General features: G+C 74.0%; 19 protein-coding genes and 2 pseudogenes. 10 read left to right on the top strand and 11 right to left on the bottom strand.

All coding sequences use genetic code 11. The features are described from left to right. Positions 1 to 157 precede the first annotated feature (157 nt). Together VQ02_RS00920 and VQ02_RS38650 are read left to right on the top strand one after the other, a co-directional pair. Entirely contained in the window at positions 158 to 1,219 is a 1,062-nt protein-coding gene (locus tag VQ02_RS00920; RefSeq protein ID WP_048442269.1) for an SDR family oxidoreductase, read from the top strand. 118 nt (positions 1,220 to 1,337) lie between these two features. Beyond that, on the top strand, positions 1,338 to 3,719 hold the full coding sequence (locus VQ02_RS38650; RefSeq protein ID WP_053080103.1) for a methyl-accepting chemotaxis protein: 2,382 nt from the start codon (positions 1,338 to 1,340) through the stop codon (positions 3,717 to 3,719). A gap of 56 nt (positions 3,720 to 3,775) precedes the next feature. On the opposite strand, the gene VQ02_RS00910 is transcribed toward VQ02_RS38650, so the two are convergent. The 3 genes from VQ02_RS00910 to VQ02_RS00900 all read right to left on the bottom strand — a co-directional run bounded on the left by VQ02_RS00910 (position 3,776) and on the right by VQ02_RS00900 (position 6,938). After that, positions 3,776 to 5,212: a dienelactone hydrolase family protein gene (locus VQ02_RS00910; RefSeq protein ID WP_053080101.1), complete on the bottom strand. Its 1,437-nt coding sequence runs from the start codon at positions 5,210 to 5,212 to the stop codon at positions 3,776 to 3,778. Between the two features lie 128 nt (positions 5,213 to 5,340). After that, on the bottom strand, positions 5,341 to 6,123 hold the full coding sequence (locus VQ02_RS00905) for a 2-keto-4-pentenoate hydratase (RefSeq protein ID WP_048442268.1): 783 nt from the start codon (positions 6,121 to 6,123) through the stop codon (positions 5,341 to 5,343). Then, positions 6,120 to 6,938 carry an SDR family NAD(P)-dependent oxidoreductase gene (locus VQ02_RS00900; protein WP_048442267.1) on the bottom strand — a complete coding sequence of 273 codons (819 nt, stop codon included), beginning with the start codon at positions 6,936 to 6,938 and terminating at the stop codon, positions 6,120 to 6,122. Before VQ02_RS00900 ends, VQ02_RS00905 begins: the two co-directional genes overlap by 4 nt. A gap of 134 nt (positions 6,939 to 7,072) precedes the next feature. Here VQ02_RS00900 and VQ02_RS00895 point away from each other — a divergent pair, with 134 nt between their 5' ends. Continuing rightward, on the top strand, positions 7,073 to 7,744 hold the full coding sequence (locus tag VQ02_RS00895) for an RraA family protein (RefSeq protein WP_048442266.1): 672 nt from the start codon (positions 7,073 to 7,075) through the stop codon (positions 7,742 to 7,744). Here VQ02_RS00895 and VQ02_RS00890 read toward each other — a convergent pair. Then, positions 7,734 to 8,375: a flavin reductase family protein gene (locus VQ02_RS00890; RefSeq protein ID WP_048442289.1), complete on the bottom strand. Its 642-nt coding sequence runs from the start codon at positions 8,373 to 8,375 to the stop codon at positions 7,734 to 7,736. The genes VQ02_RS00895 and VQ02_RS00890 overlap by 11 nt on opposite strands. 7 nt (positions 8,376 to 8,382) lie before the next feature. Then, positions 8,383 to 9,341: pseudogene (locus tag VQ02_RS00885) on the bottom strand (acetamidase/formamidase family protein). Between the two features lie 126 nt (positions 9,342 to 9,467). On the opposite strand from VQ02_RS00885, the gene VQ02_RS00880 reads away from it, so the two are divergent. Then, positions 9,468 to 10,349, top strand: coding sequence for a beta-keto acid cleavage family enzyme (locus tag VQ02_RS00880; protein WP_048442265.1), 882 nt, complete (start codon positions 9,468 to 9,470; stop codon positions 10,347 to 10,349). 338 nt (positions 10,350 to 10,687) lie between these two features. Here the strand turns inward: VQ02_RS00880 and VQ02_RS00875 are convergent, their stop codons facing one another. The 4 genes from VQ02_RS00875 to dctA all read right to left on the bottom strand — a co-directional run bounded on the left by VQ02_RS00875 (position 10,688) and on the right by dctA (position 16,825). After that, positions 10,688 to 13,525, bottom strand: a complete 2,838-nt coding sequence (locus VQ02_RS00875) for an ATP-binding protein (RefSeq protein ID WP_053080097.1) — start codon at positions 13,523 to 13,525, stop codon at positions 10,688 to 10,690. A gap of 142 nt (positions 13,526 to 13,667) precedes the next feature. Beyond that, entirely contained in the window at positions 13,668 to 14,081 is a 414-nt protein-coding gene (locus VQ02_RS00870; protein ID WP_048442264.1) for a DUF3830 family protein, read from the bottom strand. A gap of 125 nt (positions 14,082 to 14,206) precedes the next feature. After that, positions 14,207 to 15,460: an allantoate amidohydrolase gene (locus VQ02_RS00865; protein ID WP_048442263.1), complete on the bottom strand. Its 1,254-nt coding sequence runs from the start codon at positions 15,458 to 15,460 to the stop codon at positions 14,207 to 14,209. Positions 15,461 to 15,475: 15 nt separating this feature from the next. Then, positions 15,476 to 16,825: a C4-dicarboxylate transporter DctA gene (gene dctA / locus VQ02_RS00860; RefSeq protein WP_048442262.1), complete on the bottom strand. Its 1,350-nt coding sequence runs from the start codon at positions 16,823 to 16,825 to the stop codon at positions 15,476 to 15,478. 156 nt (positions 16,826 to 16,981) lie between these two features. On the opposite strand from dctA, the gene VQ02_RS00855 reads away from it, so the two are divergent. Together VQ02_RS00855 and VQ02_RS00850 are read left to right on the top strand one after the other, a co-directional pair. Continuing rightward, positions 16,982 to 17,863, top strand: coding sequence for a LysR family transcriptional regulator (locus tag VQ02_RS00855; RefSeq protein WP_048442261.1), 882 nt, complete (start codon positions 16,982 to 16,984; stop codon positions 17,861 to 17,863). A gap of 104 nt (positions 17,864 to 17,967) precedes the next feature. Beyond that, complete coding sequence (locus VQ02_RS00850; protein ID WP_083468963.1) at positions 17,968 to 19,077, top strand: D-alanine--D-alanine ligase family protein; 1,110 nt, start codon at positions 17,968 to 17,970, stop codon at positions 19,075 to 19,077. 12 nt (positions 19,078 to 19,089) lie between these two features. Here the strand turns inward: VQ02_RS00850 and mdoH are convergent, their stop codons facing one another. Then, the gene (gene mdoH, locus VQ02_RS00845; protein WP_048442259.1) at positions 19,090 to 20,886 is read right to left on the bottom strand and encodes a glucans biosynthesis glucosyltransferase MdoH; all 1,797 of its coding nucleotides are present in this window, start codon (positions 20,884 to 20,886) and stop codon (positions 19,090 to 19,092) included. Positions 20,887 to 21,012: 126 nt separating this feature from the next. Between mdoH and VQ02_RS00840 the strand changes: the two genes are divergently transcribed. The 4 genes from VQ02_RS00840 to VQ02_RS00825 are packed head-to-tail and all read left to right on the top strand — an operon-like array spanning position 21,013 to position 24,177. Continuing rightward, the gene (locus VQ02_RS00840; RefSeq protein WP_048442287.1) at positions 21,013 to 21,861 is read left to right on the top strand and encodes a zinc-dependent alcohol dehydrogenase; all 849 of its coding nucleotides are present in this window, start codon (positions 21,013 to 21,015) and stop codon (positions 21,859 to 21,861) included. Between the two features lie 11 nt (positions 21,862 to 21,872). Then, a complete protein-coding gene (locus VQ02_RS00835; RefSeq protein ID WP_048442258.1) occupies positions 21,873 to 22,274 on the top strand; it encodes a 6-pyruvoyl trahydropterin synthase family protein in 402 nt (133 codons plus the stop codon). Continuing rightward, positions 22,274 to 23,314, top strand: a complete 1,041-nt coding sequence (locus VQ02_RS00830) for a glycosyltransferase family 4 protein (protein ID WP_048442257.1) — start codon at positions 22,274 to 22,276, stop codon at positions 23,312 to 23,314. The genes VQ02_RS00835 and VQ02_RS00830 overlap by 1 nt, the downstream gene beginning before the upstream one ends. Next, positions 23,311 to 24,177 carry a class I SAM-dependent methyltransferase gene (locus VQ02_RS00825; protein WP_048442256.1) on the top strand — a complete coding sequence of 289 codons (867 nt, stop codon included), beginning with the start codon at positions 23,311 to 23,313 and terminating at the stop codon, positions 24,175 to 24,177. Before VQ02_RS00830 ends, VQ02_RS00825 begins: the two co-directional genes overlap by 4 nt. A gap of 254 nt (positions 24,178 to 24,431) precedes the next feature. Here VQ02_RS00825 and VQ02_RS35225 read toward each other — a convergent pair. Then, positions 24,432 to 25,734: pseudogene (locus VQ02_RS35225) on the bottom strand (IS701 family transposase). Between the last annotated feature and the right edge of the window lie 32 nt (positions 25,735 to 25,766).

The raw sequence follows: 25,766 nt of genomic DNA, 5'->3' as shown, positions 1-25,766 counted from the left end.
CTCCGCCCAGCTCATGGCCTAGGACGAACCGCCGGGCTCCGCCCGGCTCACGGCCTAGAACGAAGAAGCTATGCCGCAACGGCATGGCTGCCCGCGCGGGACCCCGCGCACCCGCTGGCGTTGTCCCGACGGATAAGAGCTAACGAAGGGACCGGACATGACGGAGACCGTGCTGATTGTCGGCGCGAGCGGGATCGTCGGCAGCGCTGCGGCGGCGGTGATGCGCGAGGCGGGCTGGACGGTGCTGGGCCTCGCCCGCAACCCGCCGGCGCAGGACGGGGTGCAGCCCGTCGCCGCCGACCTCCAGGACGCGCAGAGCGTGCGGGCCGCGCTGGCGCCGCACCGGCCGAGCCGGGTCGTGCTGGCGACCTGGATGCGCCGGCCGACCGAGGCGGAGATGATCCGGGTCAACGGCGCGATGGTGCGCAACCTCCTCGACGCGGTGCGGCCGGCCGGCAGCGTCCGCCACGTCGCCCTGGTGACGGGCCTGAAGCATTATCTCGGGCCCTTCGAGGCCTACGGGAAGGGCGCGGTGCCCCAGACGCCGTTCCGCGAGGAGCAGGGCCGGCTGCCGATCGAGAACTTCTACTACGCGCAGGAGGACGAGGTCTTCGCCGCCGCGGCCCGCAACGGCTTCTCCTGGAGCGTCCACCGCCCGCACACCATCATCGGCAAGGCGGTCGGCAATGCCATGAACATGGGCACCACCCTCGCGGTCTACGCCACGATCTGCCGCGAGACGGGCCGGCCGTTCCGCTTCCCGGGCTCGGCCGCCCAGTGGAACGGGCTCAGCGACATGACCGACGCGCGGCTGCTCGCCCGCCACCTGCTCTGGGCGTCCACCGCGCCGCAGGCCGCCAACGAGGATTTCAACGTCGTCAACGGCGACGTCTTCCGCTGGAGCTGGATGTGGGGCCGCCTCGCCGCGTGGTTCGGCCTCGAACCCGCGCCCTTCGACGGCACGATGCAGCCGCTCGAGCAGCAGATGGCCGGGGACGCGCCGATCTGGGCCGGGATCGCCGCCCGGCACGGCCTCGCCGAGCCCGACCTCAACCGCCTCGCCTCGGCCTGGCACACCGACGCGGATCTCGGCCGGCCGATCGAGGTCGTGACCGACATGAGCAAGAGCCGCCGCCTCGGCTTCCTCGACTATCAGGCCACCGACGACGCCTTCTACGACCTGTTCGGGCGCCTGCGCGCCGACCGGCTCATCCCCTGACGGCGCCCGGGGCAGGCCCTTACAAACAGAATGGTAACTCAAACCAAGGATTCGGAAATAGAGTAGGAATTGCTTCAGAACCCGAGGCTATCGTGCCCCCGTGAGGAGACACGAGAGAATGTCCATCAGGGCGCGGGTATTCGGGGGGTTCGGGCTTATCCTCCTGCTGACGGTCGCAGTCGCGGCGATCGGGTGGCAAAGCCTGACGGGCTTCGCCCGGCGGGTCGATACGGCCAATGCGGCACAGACGCTGGCGGGCGAGATCGGCGACCTCGCGCTCGCCGCCGACCGGGCGCTCAAGAGCGACGATCCGCGCCGCGACGACGCCCTGCGGGCGGCGATCGGACGGGTGCGCGCCAGCGCCGGCACCTTCTCGGGCCGGCTCTCGGACGACCCCCGGGCCGCCGCCGCGGCCGCCGGCATCGGCACCGCCCTCGACGGGTTCGAGGCGGCCGTGAAGGCCTTCGGCACCCAGAAGGCCGAGAAGCGGGCGCTCCAGGACCGCCACGCGGCCCTCATCGCCGAGCTGCAGACCACGGTCAGCGGCATCGGCCTCGCGCAGGAGGCGCGGCTCGCGGAAGCCGGCCAGGCCCTCGAGCGCGCGCTGGCCGACCAGAAGGCCGCCACCAACACCGGCGTGGTGGTGGCGTTCGCGATCCGCTCGGCGCTCGAGATGCAGGTGCTGCAGGTCAGCTTCCTGGCCGGCGACGGGGACGAGGGCCGGCTGGAGATGCAGTCGAAGGTGAATTCCGTCGCGGTGCTGCTCCGGCGCCTCGGCGCCATGACCTCGCTCGAGGCCGTCGAGCCCGCCCTCGCGGCGCTCGAGGCCTATCGGGTGAAGATCGACTCCCCGATGGAGCCGGGCGGCCAGGCGGAGCGCCAGGCCGAGCTCGCGCCGCTGTTCGGCGGCCTCATCGTCGGCCTGCGCCAGGTCGAGCAGGCGCAGAACAACGCCCAGACCGCCGCCCAGGTGACGCTGCGCCAGCAGCAGGACCGCGTCGCCTCGGGCGTCAAGCTGCTGAGCGCCAGCACCCAGGCGGTCGCCGCCGCCAAGGAGGCGCAGATGCAGGAGCAGCGCCTGATCCTGACCGGCGACGCCGACGCGGCGCAGGCCCTCGACATGGCCGCCGACGCGCTGATCAACCAGGGCGAGACGATCCTCTACGGCGACATCGACGCCGACGCCCAGAAGGTGCTGCGCGACCTGAACGCCAAGGTGCGCGAGTTCAAGGACAGCATCCCGGAGATCGTGAAGGCCAACGCGGCGCAGGCGACGATCCTCGCCGGCCTCGACCGCCGGTCGGCCGAGCTGGTCTCGGCCGCCCAGGGCATCGGCGCGAGCGAGCTGTCCCAGCTCGCCGCCGAGCGCGACCGGGCCCTCTGGCTCCTCGCCGGCGGCGTGGCCCTGGCCGGCGCCATCGGCATCGCCCTCGCCCTCCTGATCGGGCGCGGCATCACCCGGCCGATCGGCCAGCTCTCCGGCGCCATGCGGGCGCTGGCCGGCGGCGACCTCGCCACCGAGGTGCCGGCGCGCGGGCGCCGCGACGAGATCGGCGCCATGGCGGGCACCGTGCAGGTCTTCCGCGAGGCGCTGGTGGCCAAGGACGAGGCGGACCGGGCGGCCTCCCGCGAGGCGGCCGCCAAGGCCGAGCGGGTGGCGCGCCTCGACGCCGTGACCCGGGCCTTCGAGGCCAACGTGGTGGCGATGACCGAGACCCTGGGCCAGGCCGCCTCCGGCATGGAGGCGACCGCCCGCACCATGAGCAAGGCCGCCGAGACCACCAACGGCCGCTCGACCGAGGTGGCGGGGGCGGCCGAGCAGACGCTCGCCAACGTCCAGATGGTGGCGGCGGCGAGCGAGGAGCTCTCGGTCTCGATCGGCGGCATCGCCGCCCAGGTGGCGCAATCCTCCGACATCGCCCGCAACGCCGTGGACCAGGCGCGCCGGACCGACGAGACGGTGCAGCGCCTGGTGAAGTCCGCCGACCAGATCGGCGACATCGTGGCGCTGATCTCGTCGATCGCCAGCCAGACCAACCTGCTGGCGCTCAACGCCACCATCGAGGCGGCCCGGGCCGGCGAGGCGGGACGCGGCTTCGCTGTCGTCGCCGCCGAGGTCAAGGACCTGGCGAGCCAGACGAGCCGCGCCACCGCCGAGATCGCCCAGCAGATCGGTCACATCCAGGAGACCACCGGCGGGGTCGTGCAGGCGATCCGGGAGATCTCCGGCGTGATCGAGCGCATGTCGGAGATCGCCGAGGGCGTCGCCGGTGCCGTCGACCAGCAGGGCGCGGCGACCCAGGAGATCGCCCGCAACGTCCAGCACGCCGCGCAGGGCACCCAGGTGGTGACGACCGGCATCGTGGCGGTGCAGCGCGAGGCCGGCAGCACGGGCGAGGCCGCCACCGAGGTGCTCGGCGCCGCCGACCGCCTCGGCCGCTACGCCGCCGACCTCGAGCGCGAGGTGGCGGAGTTCCTGAAGGGGGTGAAGGCGGCCTGAAGAAACGCCCGGAACGGACGGGATAGAGGGGGGATGCGGCGCGCCGCATCCCCCTTTCATTGCGAAGGCGCTCCCGGCTTCGGCTCGGTCCAGACGACCTGCCCGTCGACCGCGTAGGGTCGGCAGGCGAGCTGCTTGGCGCGGCAGCCGGCGAGGAGCGCCGATAGCGGGTCCGTTCCGGCGTTGGTGGAGGACCAGGCCCCGTTCGACGCGACCACGAAGGCGCGGGGGCGATCCATGGCCAAGAACTGGCGGTACCCGGCGCGGCCGCCCTCGTCGACGTAGGGGACAGCACCGACATCGTCGATCGCCGCGAAGCCGCTCGGCGGCGGCACTGGGGCGGGGCGCGTCCAGACGACGTCGCCATTCACCGCGTAGACCTTGCAGTCCTCACTCACGGCGCGACACCGCCGCAGGGCCCGCGCCAGCGGATCGAATCCCCCGTAGCTCTCTTCCACGCGCCGCCCCGGCGCGATCACGAAGGCTCGGGGATAGGAGCGCCTCAGGAAGGTCCGATAGAGGTCCCGGCCCGACGGTCCCAGATGTGGAACGGCCTCAACGTCCCCGATCGCCGCGTAGCCGCTGGCCCGGGGCGGGGCAATCGGGAGGTATTCCGGATGGATCACGGCCGCCGGCAAGCCGCGGGCGGCCAGGAACGCGTCGAGGCGAGGCGCGAAGAGCGGCAGGCTGTCGGAGAAGGAGAGCAGCGTGTGCGCATCATCCCGGAAGCGCCCGTAGGCGACGACATCGGTCGGTGCGCCTCCGGCAGCGTAGGCAGCCCGCATCATCCGCCAAGTCGCGGCCGGGAAGTGCAGGTCATTGTCGCCGTAGATCCAGAGTGAGGGCACGCGGCTCTGGGTGCCGAAGCTGCGGACAGCCTCGACCAGAAGCGGCTCCCAGTCCCGGCGAGTCGCCTTCAGGCCGCCGTGGACGTTGACCACGGCCCGGATGCGAGGGTCGCGCCGGGCGCCGGTGGCGAGGGCATTGAAGCCGCCGAAGCTCTGCCCTGCCACGATCACGCGGCGCAGGTCGAGCGCCGGGTCGCGGCCCAGGCCGTCGAGAACGGCCAGGATGTCGGCCGCGTTGTTGAAACCGCACGCGGCGGATACGCAGACCGACTCCGATACCGTGCCGCCGGATCGGCCGTAGCCACGCATCAGCGGTACGGCGACGGCGTAGCCCCGCGACAGGAAGTAATAGGTCGCGAAGTTGGCGTCGTGGTTCCTCATGTCGCGGCGGACCGACTCCTCCGCGGTGCCATGATTCCAGACGACGGTGGGGAACGGGCCCGGTCCCGGCGGGGTCAGCAGCCTGACCTCCAGCTCGACCGGGCGGGCCGGGTCGCCGGCGAGCCGCAGGGTGCGCCGCTGGATCAGCGCCGTGGGCCAAGCCACATCCGGCTCCTGCTGGCTGGGCTCCCGCATCGTCTCCGCGGCGCATGCCGGACCGCCAGCGAGCAGCAGGGCGGCGCAGAGGACGAGGCGCAGCGTCATGGCGGCGGGCTTTCGTGGGACGGTCCCGCGTCGCGCGGGAGGGGCCGGTCACACCCGTGTACAGCAAAGCCTGCTGGCCGATGAGCAATCCAGGGTTGTAGCGGGACGCAACCCTGGGATCCCGCGCGCTACTCCGCCCCGATCCGCACCGTCAGCGTCCCCAATCCCCCGAACTCCGCCCGCACCACGTCCCCCGGCTCGACCGGCAGCGGCACCGTGGTGGTGCCGGTGGTGACGATCTGGCCGGCGCGCAGGGTCAGGCCCTGCGCCGACAGGGCGTTGGCGAGCCAGGTCAGCGCCAGGCGCGGGTCGTCGAGGGCGTTGCCGCCCCGCCCGCGGTAAGGCTCGCGCCCCTCGGCAGTGATCGCGGTCGGCAGCGCCGCGAGGTCGATGTCGCGCCAGCCCTCGGGCGCCGGGGGGCCGAGGACGAACAGGTGGGCGCAGGCGTTGTCGGCGATCAGCGCCGCCTCGCCGGCAGCGTCGTAGGCGTCGAGCCGCGAGTCCGGGAACTCGATCGCCGGGTGGGCGTCGGCCACTGCCGCCATCACCTCGTCGACGGTGTAGGCGTGCGCCCGGGGCGGCAGGTCGCGGGCGATGCGGAACGCCACCTCGGGCTCGGCCACCCGCATCTGGTTGCCGGCGAGCGGCACCGGCTCGTCCACTGTGAGCACCTGCTCGGCCAGGAGCCGCCCGGCGAGGGGTCCGTCGGCGCCGATGTGGCGCTGGCCGGCGAGACTCGTCGCGGCGATCTTCCAGCCGTAGAGGGGTGAGGCGCTGCGCGGCTCGAGCAAGGCCTGAATCCGATAGGCCGCATCGCGGTCGGCCGGGGCAAGGTCCGGCGGCAGGGCGGCGATGAGGCGGCCCTCGCGCCAGTGGCGCCAGAGGAGGTCGGACGTCGCCTGATGCGTCACGCGACCCTCCCGGTCAGGCCGCCGTCGACCGGGAGCGCCACGCCGGTGATGTAGGCGGCCTCGTCGGAGGCGAGGAAGAGCGCCGCGTTGGCGACGTCCCAGGCGGTGCCCATCCGGCCCATCGGGCAGGCGGCGTCGCGGGCCCGCACCATCGCCTCGGTGTCCGCGTACTGGCCGGAGATCTGCTGGTGGATCAGCGGCGTGTTCATCAGCCCGGGCATGATCGCGTTCACGCGGATGCCGTCCTTCGCGTATTGCAGGGCGAGGCCGAGGGTGAAGTTGTTCACCGCGGCCTTGGCGGCGTAGTAGGCGGCGTAAGGGTAGCCGGTGTAGCGGATCGCCGCCGCCGACGAGATGTTGACGATGCTGCCGGCCCGCTGCGCCAGCATGTGCGGCAGCACGTGCTTGCAGGTGAGGAAGCAGGTGGTGAGGTTGAGGTCGAGGGTGCGGTGCCAGTCGGCCTCGCTCAGCTCGACCGGGCCGCCCATCTGGGCGTAGCCGACGTTGTTGTGCAGCACGTCGATCCGGCCTTGGGCCGCCATCACCTCGGCGACCAGGGCGGCGACCGCGCCCGAATCGGTGGCATCGCAGGCGGCGGCCGTCGCGGCGCCGTCCTCGCGCCGGATGATCTCGGCGGTCTCCTCCGCGGCCTCGCGCCGGAGATCGACGCAGACCACCCGGGCGCCGTGGCGCGCGAAGGTCACCGCCGCGGCCTTGCCGTTGCCCCAGCCCGGCCCCGCCGAGCCCGCACCGAACAGCAGAGCCACCTTGCCCTCGAGCCGCCGCGAGCCCGGGGCGCTCCCGCCCTCCGCCATGACTCATCCTCCCTGTGCTCCCGCGGGAGCCATTCTTGCGTCGCGCCTGTCGGTGCGTTGCCGGGCAGCCTATAGAGTTCGGAGACCGGCCGCAAAGCGCGCTGAACGAGGCCGGACACGCGAGAGGAGACGCCATGCCGACCCGTATCATCGGGGACACGCCGCCCCGCCTGCCCGCCGAGCTGATCGCCCGCTTCGCCGCGGTGCCGGTCGCGGTGGTGGTCGACCTGCTGGAGGGCCGCACCCAGGTCGATCCGGCGATCCGGCCGCTGCGGCGCATCGCCGGGGGGCCGACGCTTCTCGGCAGCGCCGTGACCGCTTGCTGCGACCCGCAGGATTACGGCGCCGTGCACCACGCCATCGCGGTGGCGGAGGCCGGCGACGTGGTGGTGATCGATGCCGGGGGACGCCGCGACGTCGCGATGATCGGCGACCTGCTCTCGACCGCGGCGCGGCGCAAGGGGATCGTCGGCCTCGTCGCCGACGGCGCGGTGCGCGACACCGGCATCCTCGGCGGCTGGGGCGACTTCGCGGTGTTCACCCGCCACGTCACGGCGCGAGGCCCGGCCTCGAAGGACGGCGGCACCGTCGACGCCCCGGCGACGATCGGCGGCGCCCCGGTCCGCCCCCGCGACCTGATCCTCGGCGACGACGACGGCATCGTGGTCATCCCGCGGGAGGCCGCCGAGGGGCTGATCGCGAAGGCCGAGGAGCGGGCGCAGGCCGAGATCGGCTGGGAGCGGCGCCTCGCCGCCGGGGAGACGACGCTCGCGGTGTTCGGGGTGCCGGACGCGGTCAGGGCGTGAGCGCCCTCGCCGCCTCCCGGGCCTCGTGCGGCGTGACCCGAGGCACCGCGAAGCGGTCGCCGGTGCGGGCGTAGAGGTCGCCGTAGAGCCGGCCCACCGGCAGGAAGGCGCCGTCGCGCAGGTGGCGCCCGTCCGGGGTGAAGAGGTCGGGCCTCGCCTGGAGCGACACCACCTGCCCGAGCACGATCCGGCGCTCGGGCGAGAGGTCGATCACCGTGTGGGTGCGGCAGCCGAGGCTCGCCGGCGCCTCGGCGATCCGGCCCGGGGCAACCCCGGTGCAGGGCCGGAGCGTCAGCCCCGCCGCCGGGATCTCGCTCTCGGCCGGCGGGAACTCGGCAGCGCAGACCGTCATCGCCCGGACGAGCGTCTCGTCGACGAGGTTGACGACGAACTCGCCCGTCTCGGCGATGTTGCGGGGCGTGTCCTTGAGGGTGCCGTCGGAGCGCAGGTTGAAGCTCAAGGCCACGACCGGCGGCTCCTCGGCCAGGACCTGGAAGAAGCTGATCGGCGCGGCGTTGTCGATCCCGCTCGGCGAGCGGGTGGTGACGAGGGCGATCGGCCGCGGGGTCACCAGGGCGGTGAGCAGGCGGTAGCGGTCGCGGGCGGGCAGGTCGTCGAAGCGCAGGTCCATCGGGTCGTCACCGCGCCCCGTCGGCACCGGGGAGCGCGCTTTTCGGCAGCAGCATGTGCACGCCCTTGTTGCCGTCGACGGTCTGGGTGATGCGGAGGTTTCCGGCTAGCGAGCACAGCATGTAGGCCTGGTTGCGGGTGAGCCCGGTGCGGGCGCAGACGTGCCGGATCATCTCGCGCACGGCCTGGCGCATCGCCTCGTCCAGGCTCTCGTGCAGGCCGATTGCCATCAGGTCGGTCGGCGTCTCGGCGAAGGGCCAGTCGTAGGCGAGGTCCTTGCGTACGGTGAGCCGGAACGTGCCGGTCAGGCCGGTCTCGAGGGCCGTGATGCAGACCTCGCCGTCGCCCTGCACGCCGTGGCCGTCGCCGGCGTAGAACCCCGCCCCCTCCGTGAAGACCGGAAGGTAGAGGGTGGTGCCGGCCCGCAGCTCCTTGTTGTCCATGTTGCCGCCGAAGCGGCGCGGCACCGGCGAGGTCACCCGGCCCCAAGAGGGCGGCGGCGCCGTGGCGAGGATGCCGAAGAACGGGTCGAGGGGGAGCTCGGTGCCCCAGGGCAGCACCGCGACGCCGCGCTCGGCATCGATGTCCGGGTGGATGGTCTCGTACTCGGTGAACTCGTCCGGCAGGGTGCCCAGCAGCGGCATGATCGCGACGAAGCCCCAGTCCATGCGGAACCTGAGGTCGAGGATGTCGACCTGGAGCACGTCGCCCGGCGCCGCGCCGCGGACGTGGACCGGGCCGGTGACGAAGTGCGGGCCGATGCCGGGCGAGAGCGCGTCGAGGGCCGCGAGGTAGTCGGCCGGGTGGCGGGCCGGGTCGGATGGAGCGACGCGCGCCCGCCGGCCGGGTGCGAGTGCAGCGTGACGGTGTCGCCGGACTCCACCGTCAGCACCGGCGGCAGGGCGGCGTCGAAGTAGCCCAGCACCATGGTGTCGGGCGTGGCGGGGATCTCGTGGTGCGTCGGCATGGGAAGCGTCCGGCTGTCGGAGCCTGCGAGGCTTGCAAGAGCCGAGCCGCGAGAGCCGAGCCGGAGCGCAGACAGCGGCGCGCGGGCGTCGCATGATGCGCCCCGAGAACGACGGGGAGGCTGCGCATGGCGGAGATCTGGATCGAGGCGGCCCTGAACGGTCCCTGGGGGCGCGAGCGCCAGCCCGGCATCCCGATCACGGTCGAGGAGGTGGTGGCCGACGGGCTCGCGGCGGCCGAGGCCGGGGCGGCGATCGTGCACGTCCACGCCTACGACCCCGAGACAGGGCGCCAGAACGACGCCTGGGAGACCTACGCCCGCATCATCGAGGGCATCCGGGCGAAGGCCGACGTGATCGTCTACCCGACGATCCCGCTCGCCGGCTCAGGCTACGCCGCGAGCGCGGCCAAGCGCTACGCCCATACCGAGGAGCTGGCCCGGCGCGGCCTGATCGAGTGGGCGGTGTGCGATCCGGGCTCGACCACCTTCCTGCGCTACGACGAGGTGTCGGCCGAGGACAGCGGCTTCCTCTACCAGAACCCGATGGCCGACATCCGCGAGGGCCTGCGCATCGCCCGCACCCACCGGATCCGGCCGGGCTACGCCATCTACGAGCCGGGCTTCACCCGCCTCGGCGCGGCCCTCGCCGCCCTCGCGCCGCGGCCGCCGGTGCCGGTCTACCGGTTCATGTTCTCGGACGAGTTCGCCTGGGGCTTCCCGCCCCGGCCGGCCTACCTCGACGCGCACCTCGCGCTCCTCGCCGAGTGCGCGCCGGGCGCCCCCTGGATGGTGGCGGGGCTCGGCGTCGACATCCTGCCGCTGGTCCCGGCGGCGGTGGCCCGTGGCGGCCACGTGCGGGTCGGGCTCGAGGACGCGCCGTGGGGGAGCCCGCTGGACAACCGGGCCTGGGTCGCGGCGGCGCGCCGGGCGATCGAGGCGGCCGGGGGGCGGGTCGTGGGGGCGCAGGCGGTGCGGCGGGAGCTGGCGGTACGGGATGGGGCGGGCTGAGACCGCCATCTCCCACCCTGCGCCTCTGTCCCGGACGCCTGGAGCGACAGCGGAAGGAGATCCGGGAACCAGCACAAGAACGCGCGACGCGTCCGTCCGTAACCGCTGTCCGGTTCTCGCTCTCGAGAATTGACGCCCTCGGCCTCATCCCGGGGCCGCGAAAGCGGAACCCGGGGTCCATAATCGCTGACGTTGAAGAAAGAGGCGGACCGCGTTCAGCCTGTCCTGGATCGTCAGCGGTCATGGATCCCGGGTTCCCGGCTGCGCCGAGCCCCGGGATGACCAGGAGGGTGGAAAGACCCGTCGGCAGAATCGAAAAACCTTCGGAGACTCAGCCGCTACGCCGCCCGCAAGGTCTCGATCTGCTCCAGGGCCGCGGCCCGGGCAGCCTCGATCCGGCGCTGAAGGTCCCGCAGGTCGGCACCGGCGAGGCAGGCGTCCTCGACCTCGCGGCAGAGGTCGGACAGGCCGGTGAAGCCGAGGAGGCCCGCCGCCGAGATCATCGCGTGGGCGTCGCGGGCGAGGCCCGCCCGATCGCCGTTCCGCAGGCGGAAGCGCTGCTCGAGCTCGGCCGCCAGGAGCCCGAGCAGGCCGTCGATCCGCTCCGGGCCCATCAGCGTCCGGGCCGCCGCGAAGGCCTCGACGTCGACGAGGGCGGGGAGCGGCGTGGGCTCGGCCCGGTCGGCGCGGTGGCGGGCGATCGCCGCGGCGAGCTCGGCGCGCTTGAACGGCTTGCCGACATGGCCGTCCATCCCGGCGGCCCGGAAGGTCTCGAGCTGGGCCGGCAGCACGTTGGCGGTCATCGCGACGATCGGCACGGTGCCGGTCGGGGCGGGCAGGCTCCGGATCGTCCGGGTGGCGGTGATCCCGTCCATGCCGGGCATCTGCACGTCCATCAGCACGAGGTCGTAGGCTCGCGCCCGCACTGCCTCGATCGCCGCCGCCCCGTCGCCGGCGACGTCGACGCCGTGGCCCTCGGCCTCCAGCACCGCCCGGGCGAGGTCCTGGTTGATTGGCACGTCCTCGACGAGGAGGAGGCGGGCCGGGCGCACCGGCGCGGGCCGCCCTTCCGCCGCCTCGGCCGCCGGCGCCGGGCAGGCCGGCAGCGGCACGCAGAACCAGAAGCAGGAGCCGGCCCCGGGCCGGCTCTCGACGCCGATCGCCCCACCCATCAGCTCGACCAGCCCCTTGCAGATCGCGAGGCCCAGCCCGCTGCCGCCGTACTGGCGCCGGATCGAGCCGTCGACCTGGCTGAAGCGCTGGAACAGGCGGCCGTGCTGCTCGGGCGCGATGCCGATGCCGGTATCGGTGACAGAGAAGCGCAGCGTTCCCTCCGCCGCGACGCCGACGCTGACCGCGACCCGTCCGGCGGGGGTGAACTTCACCGCGTTGTTGAGCAGGTTGAGCAGGATCTGGCGCAGGCGGTCGGGATCGCCCCGGACCCAGTCCGGCACCGCGGGATCGAGGGCGACGTCGAGGGCGAGGCCCTTGGGCTCGGACAGGCCGCGCACGATCGAGGCGGCGTTGTCGACGAGGGCGGCCGGCGCGAACGGCACCTCGGAGAGCGCGATGCCGCCGGCCTCGATGCGCGAGAAGTCGAGGATGTCGTCGACGACGGTGAGCAGCGCCCCGCCCGCCGCCGCGATCCGGTCGACGTAGCGCCGGTGCCGGCCCGGCAGGGTGCGGTCGGCGAGCAGCAGGTCGGCGTAGCCGATGACGCCGTTCAGCGGCGTGCGGATCTCGTGGCTCATCGAGGCCAGGAAGTCGGTCTTGGCCTGGCTCGCCCGCTCGGCGGTGATCCGTGCCTCCTCCAGCGCCCGGGCGTGGCGCTGGCGCTCGCCGACATCCCGGAAGGTGGCGATGATCGCGGGCTCTCCCGGGGCGGCGCCCGGGATGCGGCGGAACGCGCCCTCGACCCAGACCCAGCCGCCGGTCCGGTGGCGGGCGCGGCAGACCACGCTCACCTGCGCCTCGCCGGCCGCGAGGCGGCGGGCCTGGGTGACCAGCAGGGCGAGGTCCTCCCGGTGGACGCAGTCGCGCAGGCGCATCGCGGCGGCCTCCTCCGGCGTGTAGCCGAGCAGGCGCCGCACCGCCGGCGAGACGTAGCTGCGCCGGCCGTCGTCGTGGGCCAGCACGATCAGCTCGCTGGTGTTCTCGGCGAGCAGCCGGTAGCGCGCCTCGCCGGCCGAGAGCATGCCGGCCGCCCGCCGCGCCTCGGCCTCAAGGTCGCGGTGGCGCAGCAGCGCCCGCGTCAGCCCGAAGCCGAGGCCGGCCAGGACGGCGCTGATCCCGAGCACCACCGCGGCGTCCTGCCGGACGCCCTCGCGCCAGGCGGCGAGGGCCTGGTCCTTCGAGACCCCGGTGGTGACGAGGAGCGGCGCGCCGGTGACGCGCTGGAAGCTGCCGTAGCGCGAGACGCCGTCGACCGGCGACGCGCTGGCGTCGAAGGTGCCGCCGGCGGCGCCGGCGGCGGCCCGCATCAGGGGCCCGCCGGCGAGGCTCTGGCCGACCTTCTCCGAGACGTAAGGATGGCGCACCAGGATCACGCCGTCGCTGCGCACGAGCCCGATGGCGCCGTTGGGACCGAGGTCGAGCTGGCCGTAGAGCCGTTGCAGCTCGCTGAGCGACAGGTCCGCCACGGCCACGAGCGGCGTCTCGCCCGGGCGCGGCATCACCAGGCGGGCGACGCTGACGAACCAGGAATCCGCCGGCCCGATCCGGGTCGGCCAGCCGACCGCCAGTTCCGACTGGCCCACCGCCATGGCGGAGCGCACCAGCTCGGCGTCGGTGGGCCGGCCCGCGCTGCCGGCCCCGCCCTGGCTGAACAGCACGCCGGCGGAGCTGCCGTCGAGCACCCGCACGGCCATGACCGTCGGGATGTGGCCCATCAGGCCGGAGAGGAGCTGGCGGGTGTAGTGCGGGCTCGCCCCGAAGGTGTGCGCGTCGACCCGGGCGGCGGCGGCGCTGAGCAGCATGTCGATGGAGGAGACGAGGCGGTTCGCCTCCTGCCCGAGGGCCTGCACCACCGCCTCCGCGGTGCTGCGGGCGTCGCGGATCGTGCGCTCGTAGTCGCGGGTGTCGGTCCAGACCGTGACCATGGCGAGGCCCAGGCAGGTCGTGAGCACGCCCGCCCAGACGCCGCCGACGAGACTGCGGTAGGACCGTTTCAGGTTCATCGTTCTTCCCGCGCGGCCCGCCCCCCGGCCAGGCGCCCGGGATGTCCCGGGCGGGCCGCATGCCGACAGCTACGGGGCGGACCGGCCCGCCGCGAGGGAGGCTTGCGCAAGCAAGCGACGCGGCGGTGCCGGGATCACTGGCTCACATCGCCTCGAAGCGGATCGGCTGGGCGCCCTTGAGCAGCGTCATGCGACCGAGGTCGTAGACATGCTCGATGCCGGTGGTGATGGTCAAGAAGTGGTTGCCGGCGAGCTGGCCGACCTTGCTGGCGAAATGCACGCCGCCGTAGGCGAGCAGGATCTCGGTCTCGCTGATGCCGCCCGGATACAGGATCATCTGGCCCGGCGCCGGGTAGCTGGTGTGGTTCTCGTAGCCGACCCCGAAATCGAGGTCGCCGAGGGGCATCCACACGCCCTCCCCGCTCCAGCGCACGTGGATGACCTCGCTCACGAACGGCAGGGCCTTGATGAAGGCCGCGCAGGTCTGGGGCGCCTTCTCGAGCTCGAGCCGGCCGACGAGGTCGAACGGGCCGGCCTTGATCTTCAGTTCCTTCACGGGGGTCTCCTGGTGACCGGTGGGAGGGAGGCTAGGCCCCAAGCGAGGGCCGGGCCACGGAGCGAAGCAGGTGCCGCGAACGGGGTTGGCCGGTTCTGCGACGGGACCTGCGACAGGCCGATAAATCAGGGCCGGAGGTGGCGTAGCACGTCGACGAGCAGGCGCGTCGCCACGTCGACGTCCGCCTCGGTGACGGACTCGGCCGGGGAGTGGCTGAGCCCGCCGGCGCAGCGCACGAAGATCATGGCGATCGGGCACAGCCCCGCCAGGGCCAGGCCGTCGTGGCCGGCCCCGCTCGTCAGGCGCAACGGGGGCAGGCCGAGGCGGCCGACGCCGTCGGCGACCGCCTCCATCAGCCGGGGGGAGCAGGTGGCGGCGGGCTGGTCGTAGCCGGCCACCGCCTCCACCGCGACGCCGCGGCGGGCCGCGATCGCGTCGAAGGTGGCGCGCAGGCGCGCGAGCGCCGCCCGGCGCACGGCGTCGCTCGGGCTGCGCAGGTCGAGGCTGAACCGGGTACAGGCCGGGATGACGTTGACGGCGCCCCGCGGCACCTCGATCTGGCCGACCGTGGCGACGAGGTCCGGGGTCCCGATCGCCTCCGCCTCGACCGCCAGGACCATCTCGGCCGCCGCCGCCAGGGCGTCGCGGCGCAGCCGCATCGGCACCGTGCCGGCGTGGCCCGCCCGGCCCTCGACCGTGACGGCGAGCCGGCTCGCCCCCGCGATGGCGGTGACGATGCCGACGGGCAGGCCCGCATCCTCCAGGACCGGCCCCTGCTCGATATGGACCTCGAGGTAGCCGAGGAGGGAGGCCGGGTCGCGGGCGAGGCTGCCCAGGCCGGCGGGGTCGCCGCCGAACGCCGTCAGCGCCTCCGCCAGGCTCACCCCGTCGCGGTCGCGGGCCGCGAGGGCGGCGGGCTCGACGAGGCCGGCGAGCGCCCGCGAGCCCGTGAGGGTGACGGGGAAGCGCACCCCCTCCTCGTCGCCGAAGGCCAGGACCTCGACCGCGAAGGGCAGGCGCTCGCCGGCCTCACGCAGGGCCCGCAAAGCCGCGATCGCCGCCACCACGCCGAGGTTGCCGTCGTAGCGGCCGGCGTCGCGCACCGTGTCGATGTGGGAGCCGAGGAGCAGGGTCGGGGCGCCGGGGAAGGCCGCCTCGCAGCGGCCGACCACGGTGCCGGCGGCGTCGAGCCTCGCCTCCAGGCCGGCCTCCTCCATCCAGGCCATCACCTGCAGGGCGGCGGCCCTGTGGGCGGGGGTGAGGTAGAGGCGGGTGAGCCCGTCCGGGTCGGCGCTGAAGCGCGCGAGATCCGCCAGGCGGGTCATCACGGCGGCGCCGAGGCGGGTGTCGTTCGTGGCGGGCGCCCGGTCGTGCTGCATGGCGGTGGTGTCCGATCAGTGCCCCTGGGGTATGGCCGGGGCGGGAAGCTGTCCAGCCGCCGCGCCTCGTTCGACGGCTGGCGCCGCCGGCACCGTGCCGGCCGAGGCCGGGTCCTCGCCGTTCAGGACCCGGTGGGCCCGCTCGCGGTCGATGTCGCCCTCCCAGGCAGCCACCACCACGGTCGCCACGCAGTTGCCGACGAGGTTGCCGAGGGCCCGGGCGATGCCGACGAACCAGTCGACGGAGAGCACCAGCACCAGGCCGATGACGGGGATCGACGGCACCGCCGAGAGCGTGGCGGCCAGCACCACGATCGCCGAGCCCGGGACGCCGTGCGCCCCCTTGGAGGTGAGGAGCGAGATGCCGAGGATCAGCGCGAGGTCGCTGAAGCCGAGCGGCGTGCCGGTGGCCTGGGCGATGAACACCGTCGCGAGGGTGAGGTAGAGCGAGAAGGCGTCGAGGTTGAACGAGTAGCCCGTCGGGATGACGAGTCCGACGGTCGAGGCGCGGATGCCGAGCGCCTCGAGCTTGCGCATCACCTGCGGCAGCACGCTGTCCGACGAGGCGGTGCCGGCCACCACCAGCAGCTCCTCGCGCAGGTAGGCCAGCAGCTTGACGAGGCTGAAGCCGGAGGCCCGCAGGATCCCGCCCAGCACCACCACGACGAAGAGGGCGACGCCGACGTAGAACACGGCCACCAGCTTGGCCAGCTGCGCGAGCGAGCCGGCGCCGTAGCGCCCGACCGTGAACGCCACCGCGCCGAGCACGCCGAGCGGCGCCAGCCGGACGATGAGGCCGATCACCTTGAACAGGACCGCTGTGATCCGCTCGATCGAGGCGGCGAGCGGCCGGCCGCTCTCGCCGAGGAGCGACAGCCCGGCGCCGAACAGCACGGCGACGATCAGCACCTGCAGGATGTCGCCGCGGGCGAAGGCGTCGAAGATCGTGGTCGGGATGAGCTTCAGCAGGAACTCGGTGGTGTTGGTGACCTGCCCGACATTCGCCGTGTAGCCGGCGATGGCCTTGGCATCGAGGCTCGCGGGGTCGATCCCCATGCCCTCCCCCGGGCGGACCACGTAGGCGAGGACGAGGCCGAGCACGAGGGCGAGCGTCGTCACCGCCTCGAAGTAGATCAGGGCCTTGAGCCCGACGCGGCCGACCTTGCGCAGGTCGCCCGCCCCGACGATCCCCTGCACCACGACGCCGAACACCAGCGGGGCGATCGCCATCTTGATGAGCTTGATGAAGCCGTCGCCGAGAGGCTTGAGCGCCACCCCGAAGCCCGGCCAGAGGATCCCCACCACGACCCCGAGGACCAGGGCGGCCACGACCTGGCCGAACAGCGAGCGGAGGAAGCGGGGCATCGGGCGGTTCTCCCCAGAGATTGGTCCGCGCGGGGATCGGCGCCCCGTCGTGCCTGGACCGAAGCGCTACCACTGGGGCAGCCCAAGCTAGACGTCCAATATCCGGTTGCGTATGATCCAGTCGTTGCTCGTCTGGATACGGCCCGGCAGGTCATCGTGGAGCTGCGGCACCTGCGCTATTTCGTGGCGGTGGCGGAATCCTTGAGCTTCACCGCCGCGGCGGAGCGCCTGGGCGTGTCGCAGCCGCCGCTCAGCCAGCAGATCCGCGACCTCGAGGCGGAGCTGGGCACGCCGCTCCTGTGGCGCACCAGCCGGCGCGTCGCCCTGACCCCGGCCGGCACCGCCTTCCTCGACCGCGCCCGGGCGATCCTGGCCCAGGTCGAGGAGGCCTGCGCGCAGGCCCGGGCGGTCGGGGCCGGGCGCACCGGCACCCTCGACATCGGCCTCACCGGCTCGATCCTGGCCGGGCCGCTCGGCCGCCTGATCCGACGCTTCGGCGAGCGCTACCCGGCCGTCTCGGTGCGCCTGCACGAGATGCCGCCGGGCGAGCAGCCCGCCGCCCTGCACGCGCGCCGCACCGATCTCGGCTTCCTGCGCCGGCCGCCGGACGACCCGGAGCTGCGGGCGGTGCGCGCCTGGCCCGAGACGGTCGGCGTCGCCCTGCCGGCGGGGCACCGCCTCGCGGCTCGCGACCGGATCGCCCTGCAGGACCTGCGCGACGAGCCCTACGTCTCCTTGCGCCTGCGCGACTCGCGCTTCGCGACCTCGCTCTGGGACGCGTGCCTTGCCGCCGGCTTCGTGCCGCGGCTGACGCAGCAGGTGGTGGAATCCGCCTCCCTGGTGAATCTCGTGGCGGCGGGCCTCGGCGTCGCCCTGGTGCCCGAATCGATCGGCGCCTTGCCGCGGCCGGACATCGTCTACCGCCCCCTCGCCGATCCGGCCCCGGTCGCCGACGTCTGCGCCCTCTACAAGGCGCCGGCCACCCCTGTGGCGGAGAACTTCCTCGCCCTGATGCGCGAGGAGCTCGGGCCGCCCTGACCGCGTAGGGTTTCTGAAATCCTCATCCGGCGATAAGCAGTCTCCTGCCCGGGCCGGCCGCGCCGGCCCGGGCCCCGCACGCGACAGGGCACCGAGGGCTGCGCATGACCGAGAAGACCCGCGTCGCCGTTCTGTACGGCGGCCGATCCGGCGAGCACGAGGTCTCGCTGCAATCCGCCGCCTCCGTGATCCGCCACCTCGACCGCGACCGCTTCGAGGTGGTCCCGGTCAGCATCGACAAGGCCGGGCGCTGGCAGCGCCACGACCTGCGCCGGATCACGCAGACCGCGGACACCGCCCTCGCGATCCCGCCGGAGAGCCCCGAGGTGCGCCTCGCGCAAGGGGCCGACGGGCGCGGCCGCCTCGTTCCGCTCGCCGGCGAGCCGGAGGAGGTCGACGTGGTGTTTCCGGTCCTGCACGGGCCGCTCTGCGAGGACGGCACCCTCCAGGGCCTGCTGGAGCTGACCGAGGTCGCCTATGTCGGCTCGGGCGTCCTCGCCTCCGCGGTCGGCATGGACAAGGACGTCACGAAGCGCCTCGCCGGCCTCGCCGGCATCCCGATCGCGCCCTACCGCGCCTTCACCCGGCGCGCCTACGAGGGCGGTGCCGTCTCCGTGCAGGAGATCGCGGCGTCCCTGCGCCTCCCGGTCTTCGTCAAGCCCTGCAACATGGGCTCCAGCGTCGGCATCCATAAGGTCAAGGAGTGGGACGCCCTCGCCGCGGCCCTCGACGACGCCTTCCAGTACGACGTCAAGGTCCTGGTCGAGCAGGGCATCGACGCCCGCGAGATCGAGGTGGCGGTGCTCGACGGCGTCCCGCCCTTCGTCAGCGTCGCCAGCGAGCTGAACCCGCAGCCGCACCACGACTTCTACTCCTACGCGGCCAAGTACCTCGACCCCGAGGGGGCCAGCGTCGACCTGCCGGCGAAGCTTACCCCGGAGCAGATGGAGCGCGTGCGCGCCCTCGCCCTCGAGGCCTTCGCGGCGCTCGAATGCAGCGGGCTCGCCCGCGTCGACTTCTTCCTCGACCGGCAGAGCGGCGCGTTCTACCTCAACGAGGTCAACACCCTGCCGGGCTTCACGGCGATCAGCATGTACCCGAAGATGATGGAGGCCTCCGGCGTCCCCTATCCGGAGCTGCTGACCCGCCTCGTGGAACTCGCGCTGGAGCGGCACCGGACGCGACGGGGGCTGAAGCGGGAATTCGCGGGGTAGGCGCCCGCCGCCTCATCGCGGCAGCGCCCCACCCCGCGCCTCGCCGAGCCCCGCGATCTCCCACGGCGGCGCGATCTCCTCGCGCGTCGCGCAGAGCCCCGACCGCACCATCGCGCGCCCCACCTCCGGGGCGGCCGTGAGCACCGCGAACGGCACCGCGAGCAGGCTGCCGAGGGTGAGCGGCAGGCTCCAGGCCAGCAGCGCCGGGGAGACGAGGGCGAGCGCCCCGCAGACGAGGAGCCCGAACAGCGTGACGCCGCGCAGGGCCGCGAACGCCTCGCCCCAGCGCAGGGTCCGGGCGTCCCGGTCCTGCGCCGCCCAGGCCGTGCCGCGCCCGGCAAGGAGGCCGGCCAGCACCGCAGTCAGGCGCACCGACGACGCGCCGAGCAGCAGGAACGAGGCCGCGACCTCGGCCACTGCCCCGGCCACGAAGCGCGCTCCGCCGCCATGGGCGGCGCGGGCCTCCCGGTCCGCCAGCACGGCGGCGTAGCCGGCGAGCTTCGGGGCGAGCGAGAGGAGGAGCCAGAGCAGGTAGAGCGCGGCGGCGCCCGGGGCCGGGCCCTCCTGGGTCGCGGCCCGCAGGGGCAGGAGCAGGAGGCCGAGCGTCAGGGCGGGCGGATTGAGGAACATCATCACCGCCCAGGCGAGCTGGAAGCGGCCCATCGGCAGGAGCCCCGGCAGGCGGGGCAGGCGCAGGTACTGCATGTTGCCCCGGCACCAGCGGGCGTCGCGGGCGAGGTGGTCGAGGAGCGTCGGCGGGTTGTCCTCGTAGCTGCCGTCCTCGATCGGCAGCACCCGCACCTCGTAGCCGGCCCGGCGCATCAGCACCGCCTCGACCTGATCGTGCGACAGGATCGCGCCCCCGCCCCGCAAGGCCGGCAGCCGGCAATGGGCCGCGAAGGGGGCGATGCGCACGAGGGCGTTGTGGCCCCAGAACGGGCCGCACTCCGCCCCCCACCAAGCCGCCCCGAGGGTGTAGGGCAGCATGCCGTGGCGCATGCCGAACTGGAACAGCCGGGCGAAGGCGCTCGACGACGGCGCGCCGACCGCGAGGCTCTGCAGGATGCCGAGGCGCGGATGGGCCTGCATGATGCGCACGAGGCGCAGGATGGCCCCGCCAGTCATCAGGCTGTCGGCGTCGAGGGGCAGCATCAGGTCGGCGTCGCTGCGGGCGCAGAACTCCTGCAGGTTGCCGGCCTTGTAGCCGGTGTTGTCGGTGCGCCGCCGGTACTGCACCCGGGCGGCCTCCGCCTCGCCGAGGCCCGCGCGCCACGCCGCCATCCACGCCTCCTCGGACCGGATCACGCCCGGATCGTCGCTGTCGCTCAGCACATGGTAGCGGAAGGCGGCGCCGTGGCCGGTGCGCTCCAGGCTCTCGCGCACCAGGGCGAGGCGGGCGAGCGCCCGGGCCGGGTCCTCGTTGCGCAGGGTCATCACCACGGCGGTCGTCAGGTGGAGCAGCGCGTCCCCCTCCCCTGCCGCGGCGTGCGGCGCGGCCGCCAGCACGCCGGCGCGGCCGGCCCGCAACAGCAGGAAGCCGATCGCGGCGTTCCAGAAGCCGAGCACCGTCCAGGGCAGGGTGGCGAGGCCGCAGGCGAGGAGCGCGAGGTCGATCCCGTCGAGGCCGTCATCGGCCAGCACGATCCCGAGCGCCGCCGCGAAGGCGAGGATGGTGGCGAGGTTCAGTCCCAGCACCAGGAAGCGGCGCCGACGCAGCGTCACGCAGGCTTGCAGGCCCGTCGGCGTCGTGAGAGGAGCGCGGGCGGGCCCCTCCGCGTGGGTGACGACCGAGGAGTCGGTTTGCGGCATCGTCAGGCATCCGGGAGCGGCACGGCGGACGCCGTGCGGGCGCTCTGGTATAGTGCAGCCGGGCAGGCGGAGCTGCGGCATGAATGCCTGCCCGCGCCGGGCCCGGGCGAGGTCCGGGTGCGGACCCTGTGGACGGCCTTGAGCCGGGGCACCGAGCGGCTGGTGTTCGAGGGGCGCGTGCCGCCGGCCGTGGCCGAGCGGATGCGGGCGCCGGCGCAAGGCGGCGCGTTCCCGTTCCCGGTCAAGTACGGCTACTGCGCGGTGGCCGAGACGGAGGACGGCAAGCGGGTCTTCGCGCTCCATCCCCACCAGGAGGCCTTCGTGGCGCCCGTCGCGGCTCTCTGCCCGCTGCCGCCCGACCTGCCGCCCCGCCGGGCAGTGCTCGCCGCCAACATGGAGACGGCGCTGAACGCCCTGTGGGATTCCGGCGCCGGGCCGGGGGACCGGATCGCGGTCGTCGGCGGCGGCGTGGTCGGGCTCCTCGTCGCCCATCTCTGCGCCGGCCTGCCGGGAGCCGAGGTGAGCCTGATCGACCGCGACCCCGCCCGGGAGGCGGTGGCCCGCGCCCTCGGCCTCGCCTTCGCCCTGCCCGAGGCGGCGGCGCCGGAGGCCGACCTCGTCTTCCACGCCAGCGCCAGCGAGGCGGGCCTCGCCCTCGCCCTCTCCCTCGCCGGCGAGGAGGCGGCCCTGGTGGAGCTGAGCTGGTACGGGGCCGGAGCCGTCGCCGCCCCCCTCGGCCTCGCCTTCCACGCGCGGCGCCTGCGCCTCGTCGCGAGCCAGGTCGGGGCGGTGGCGGCCTCGCGCCGCCCGCGCTGGAGCCACCGGCGCCGCCTGCTCAAGGCCCTCGACCTGCTCCGCGACGCACGCCTCGACGCCCTCCTCACCGAGGAGGTCGCCTTCGCGAACCTGCCCGCCGCCCTGCCGCGCCTCCTCGCCCCCGGGGCGCCGGGGCTCTGCACCGTGATCCGCTACTGACAGGAGCCCGCATGTACGCCGTCGAGGTCCGCGACCACGTGATGATCGCCCACAGCTTCAAGGGCGATTTGTTCGGGCCCGCGCAGGGGCTGCACGGGGCGACCTTCGTGGTCGACGTGGCGTTCTTCCGCGAGAGCCTGACCCCGGACGGGGTGGTGGTCGATATCGGCCGGGCGAGCGAGGCCCTGCGGCGGGTGCTGGCGCCGCTCAACTACCGCAACCTCGACGACCTGCCGGACTTCGCCGGCCAGAACACCACCACCGAGTTCCTGTGCGGCTACATCCACGGCGCGATGGCGGCGGCGGTGCGGGCCGGCGATCTCGGGCCCGGTGGCGAGGGCGTGAGCCGCATCCGGGTGACCCTGCACGAATCCCACCTCGCCCGGGCCTGGTTCGAGGCGCCGCTCGCCTGATGCGCCTCGTCCTCGCCGTCCCGGGCGACCTCGCGGCGCCGACCGGGGGCTACGCCTATGCCCGCCAGCTCCTCGCGCACCTGCCGGCGCAGGGCGTGGCGGCGACGCACCTGGCGCTGCCGGGCACCTTTCCGGATCCCGGTCCGGACGACCTCGCCCGCACCGCCGACGCCCTGGCGCAGGTGCCGGCCGACACGGCGCTCCTCGTCGACGGCCTCGCCTACGGGGCGCTGCCGCCCGCGGTGATCCGCGCCGCCAGCCGGCCGGTGACGGCCCTCGTCCACCATCCCCTCGGCTACGAGACCGGCCTCCCGCCGGAGCGGGCGGCCGCACTGGCCGCGAGCGAGCGCGCGGCGCTGGCGCTGGCCCAGCGCGTGATCGCCTCGAGCTGCTTCACCGCCCGGCTGCTCGCGGCCGAGTTCGGCGTGCCGCGCGACCGCATCACGGTGGCCGAGCCCGGAACCCCCCCCGCCGCCCGGGTGGAGCCGCGGCCGGGTCCGCACGTCCGGCTCCTCGCCGTCGGCACGGTGACGCCCCGCAAGGGCTACCCCGTGCTGGTGCGGGCGCTCGCCGATCTCACCGACCTCGACTGGTCGCTCACCGTCGCCGGCAGCCTCGACCGGGCACCCGCCTGCGCCGCCACCCTGCGCGACCTGATCGCCGCGACCGGCCTCGCCGACCGCGTCACTCTGGCGGGCGCGGTGACGCCCGAGGCCCTGGAGCAGCTCTACGCCGAAGCCGACCTCGCGGTTTCGGCCTCGCTGTTCGAAGGCTACGGCATGGCGCTCACCGAGGCCCTGGCCCGGGGCCTGCCCCTCGTCGCCACCACCGGGGGCGCCGCCGCCGAGACGGTGCCGCCGGGCGCCGGGCGCGCGGTGCCGCCCGGCGACGCCGCCGCCCTCGCCACCTCCTTGCGCGACCTGATCGCCGATGCAGGCCGCCGCGCTACGGCAGCCGCGGCCTCCTGGGAGGCGGGGCAGCGCCTGCCGGACTGGCCCGCCACCGCCGCCGCGGTCGCCGATGCCCTGAGGACCCGATGAGCAGCTTCAGCCCCGACTGGCTCGCCCTGCGCGAGCCCGCCGACCACGCTGCCCGCGACCCGGGCCTCGTCGCCGCCTTGGGCCGCGTCCTCGCGGCCCGCGACGGGCCGGTGCGGGTGGTCGATCTCGGCTGCGGCACCGGCTCGAACCTGCGGGCCCTGGCGCCGCACCTCGGCCCTGCGCAGGCCTGGTGCCTCGTCGACCACGATCCCGCCCTGCTCGCCGCCGCCCGGGCACGCCTCGCGGCCTGGGCCGAGCGCGCGGAGGAGACCGAGTCGGGCCTGGCCCTGTCCGCGGGCGGCGCGCGCCTGCACGTGCGGTTCCGCGCCCTCGACCTCGCGGCCGACCCGGCGGCGGCCGCGGCGGAGGGCCCGGACCTCGTCACCGCGGCGGCCCTGTTCGACCTCGCCTCGGAGGCCTGGATCACCGCCGTCGCCCGGGCCGTCGCGGAGACCGGGGCCGCCTTCTACACCGCCCTCACGTATGACGGGCACGAGACCTGGACGCCGCCGCACCCGGCCGATGCCGCGATCCACACCGCCTTCCTCGCCCACCAGGCCGGCGACAAGGGGTTCGGGCCCGCCGCTGGCCCCGGCGCGACGGAGGCCCTGGCGAAGGCCTTCCGCGTTCACGACTACATCGTCGCGACCGCCCCCAGCCCCTGGCGCCTCGGCTCCGCGGAGATCGCGCTGCTGGACCAGCTCGCCGAGGGCACGGTGCGGGCGGCGCTGGAGACCGGGCGGGTCGCGGCGGCAGATTCCGCGGCGTGGATGGCGGCGCGGCGGTTGCCTGGTACGAGGGCGGTGATCGGGCACCAGGATCTCTTGGCGCTACCATCTTCAGGCACGAGGCGAATAGCTTGAACACTCTCGTGGTTTCTCGGCTAAATGCCGATGAGTGGAGGGTTTCAAGAGACTGGCTCGATGGATGGCTGGTCGAGCCGTTCGAAAAGTTGCCCGGCCACAGCCAAATCGCCTTCAAAGCTGAGAGCGGAGGTCGCGTCTCTTGGAGTAGTGTATCTGACCGAAAGCGGGAGAACCCGCCTGCGCGCCCTTCTCAGCGCTGTAGCAGGCGGGCTCTCTCGCGGGGATGGCCATAGGCGGTGACGGGTTAAGCACTACTCTGCCATGTTCATGGCGGCATGTGGATGAGGGTTTGCCGGCGGCAGTGTGGGCAGCGGGAGAGATGCACGAGGAGCGCGGCGGCAACACGGCGTCGGACCTCGGGCAGCGTCGGCCGAGGCGGCGGGCCGGGCGCCTGTGACCCGCACCGTTTTTCCCCGACCCGCTGGCTCTGCAGGAAGGCGAACGCGATCTGGCATAGGAGTGCATGACGGTGTAGCCCGATCCAGGAGCGCCCCTCGAAGTGGTCGAGGCCCAGTTCCTCCTTGAGCTGCTGGTGCGCCTGCTCGCAACTCCAGCGCGCCTTGATGGCCGCTGCCAACTGCTCCAGCGTCGTGTCGGCCGGATGGTTGGTCAGGTGCAGCTTGCGCTCGCCCGTGAGGCGGTGCTCACACACCAGCCAGCGCTCGGCCCCTGGCAGGTGCTGGGCCCCTGAGGCGAGCGGGCCGTCGGCTACGCGCACGCGTCGGGCGCTGAAGGCGGCCTGGAGCGGCCCCTTGGTGCTGGTGCGCCACAACAGGCTCCGGAACGTCGCGTCGGGGGGATCGGCGAACAAGGCCGCAGCCGGGCGGCTCGGCGCCGAGGGCACGGGGTGCTTGCGCGGGCGCCCTCCCGCCCTGGTGGGCGCGGGCATGGCCGTCGTCACATCGGCGGCAAACACCTTGTGGGTCGGCGGCAGGCCCAGCGCCCAGCGAAGGCCCCGGGCGTCGAGGGCGTGGCGGAACGCGGCCACCTTGCCGTACTCGGCGTCGCCCAGCATGCATCCGAAGCGCACGCCCTGGTCGCGCAGCCGATCGATCTCGTCGAGGGCGATCTGCCACTTGGGCCGACCAGAGACATCGTCGGGCACGCCTGCCTTGCCCGCCGAACCGGATCAGCCGCCCAATCGTCGGGCAGGAGCAACCGCAGCGCCACCGGGACCGGAACCTCGCCCCGGGCTAGCGTCAGCGACACCAGCGCCTGGCAGTTCGCCGTCTTGCCGAGCTGACCGCAGTCTTGGCGCTGCACGCCAACGGAGTGGCGCCCCTGCTTGACCAGCGCGGTGTCGTCAACCACCAGCACGGCCTGTGGCCCGCCCACGAGCCGGTCGGCCTGCTCGTCCAGCACGCGCTCGAGCCGTGCGTACGACCAGGGCGAGGCGGACACGAAGTGGTGCAGTTGCTGGACGCGGCCGGGCGCAACGCGCGCCGCCATCGGTTCCACGCTCTTGCGCTCGCCGGGCAGGAGCAGGCCGCGCAGGTAGAGCGGCGCCCAGCGGCGCTGTTCGGCACGGGGCAAGGCGGCCAGAAAGGGAGCCAGCCATGCCTCTAATACCCTCGCGCCTTGGCATC

The sequence above is a fragment of the Methylobacterium variabile genome, from assembly GCF_001043975.1.
GTDB lineage: Bacteria > Pseudomonadota > Alphaproteobacteria > Rhizobiales > Beijerinckiaceae > Methylobacterium > Methylobacterium variabile.
The sequence above is the reverse complement of the archived record's forward strand: the minus strand, read 5'-3'. Positions and strand labels throughout refer to the sequence as shown.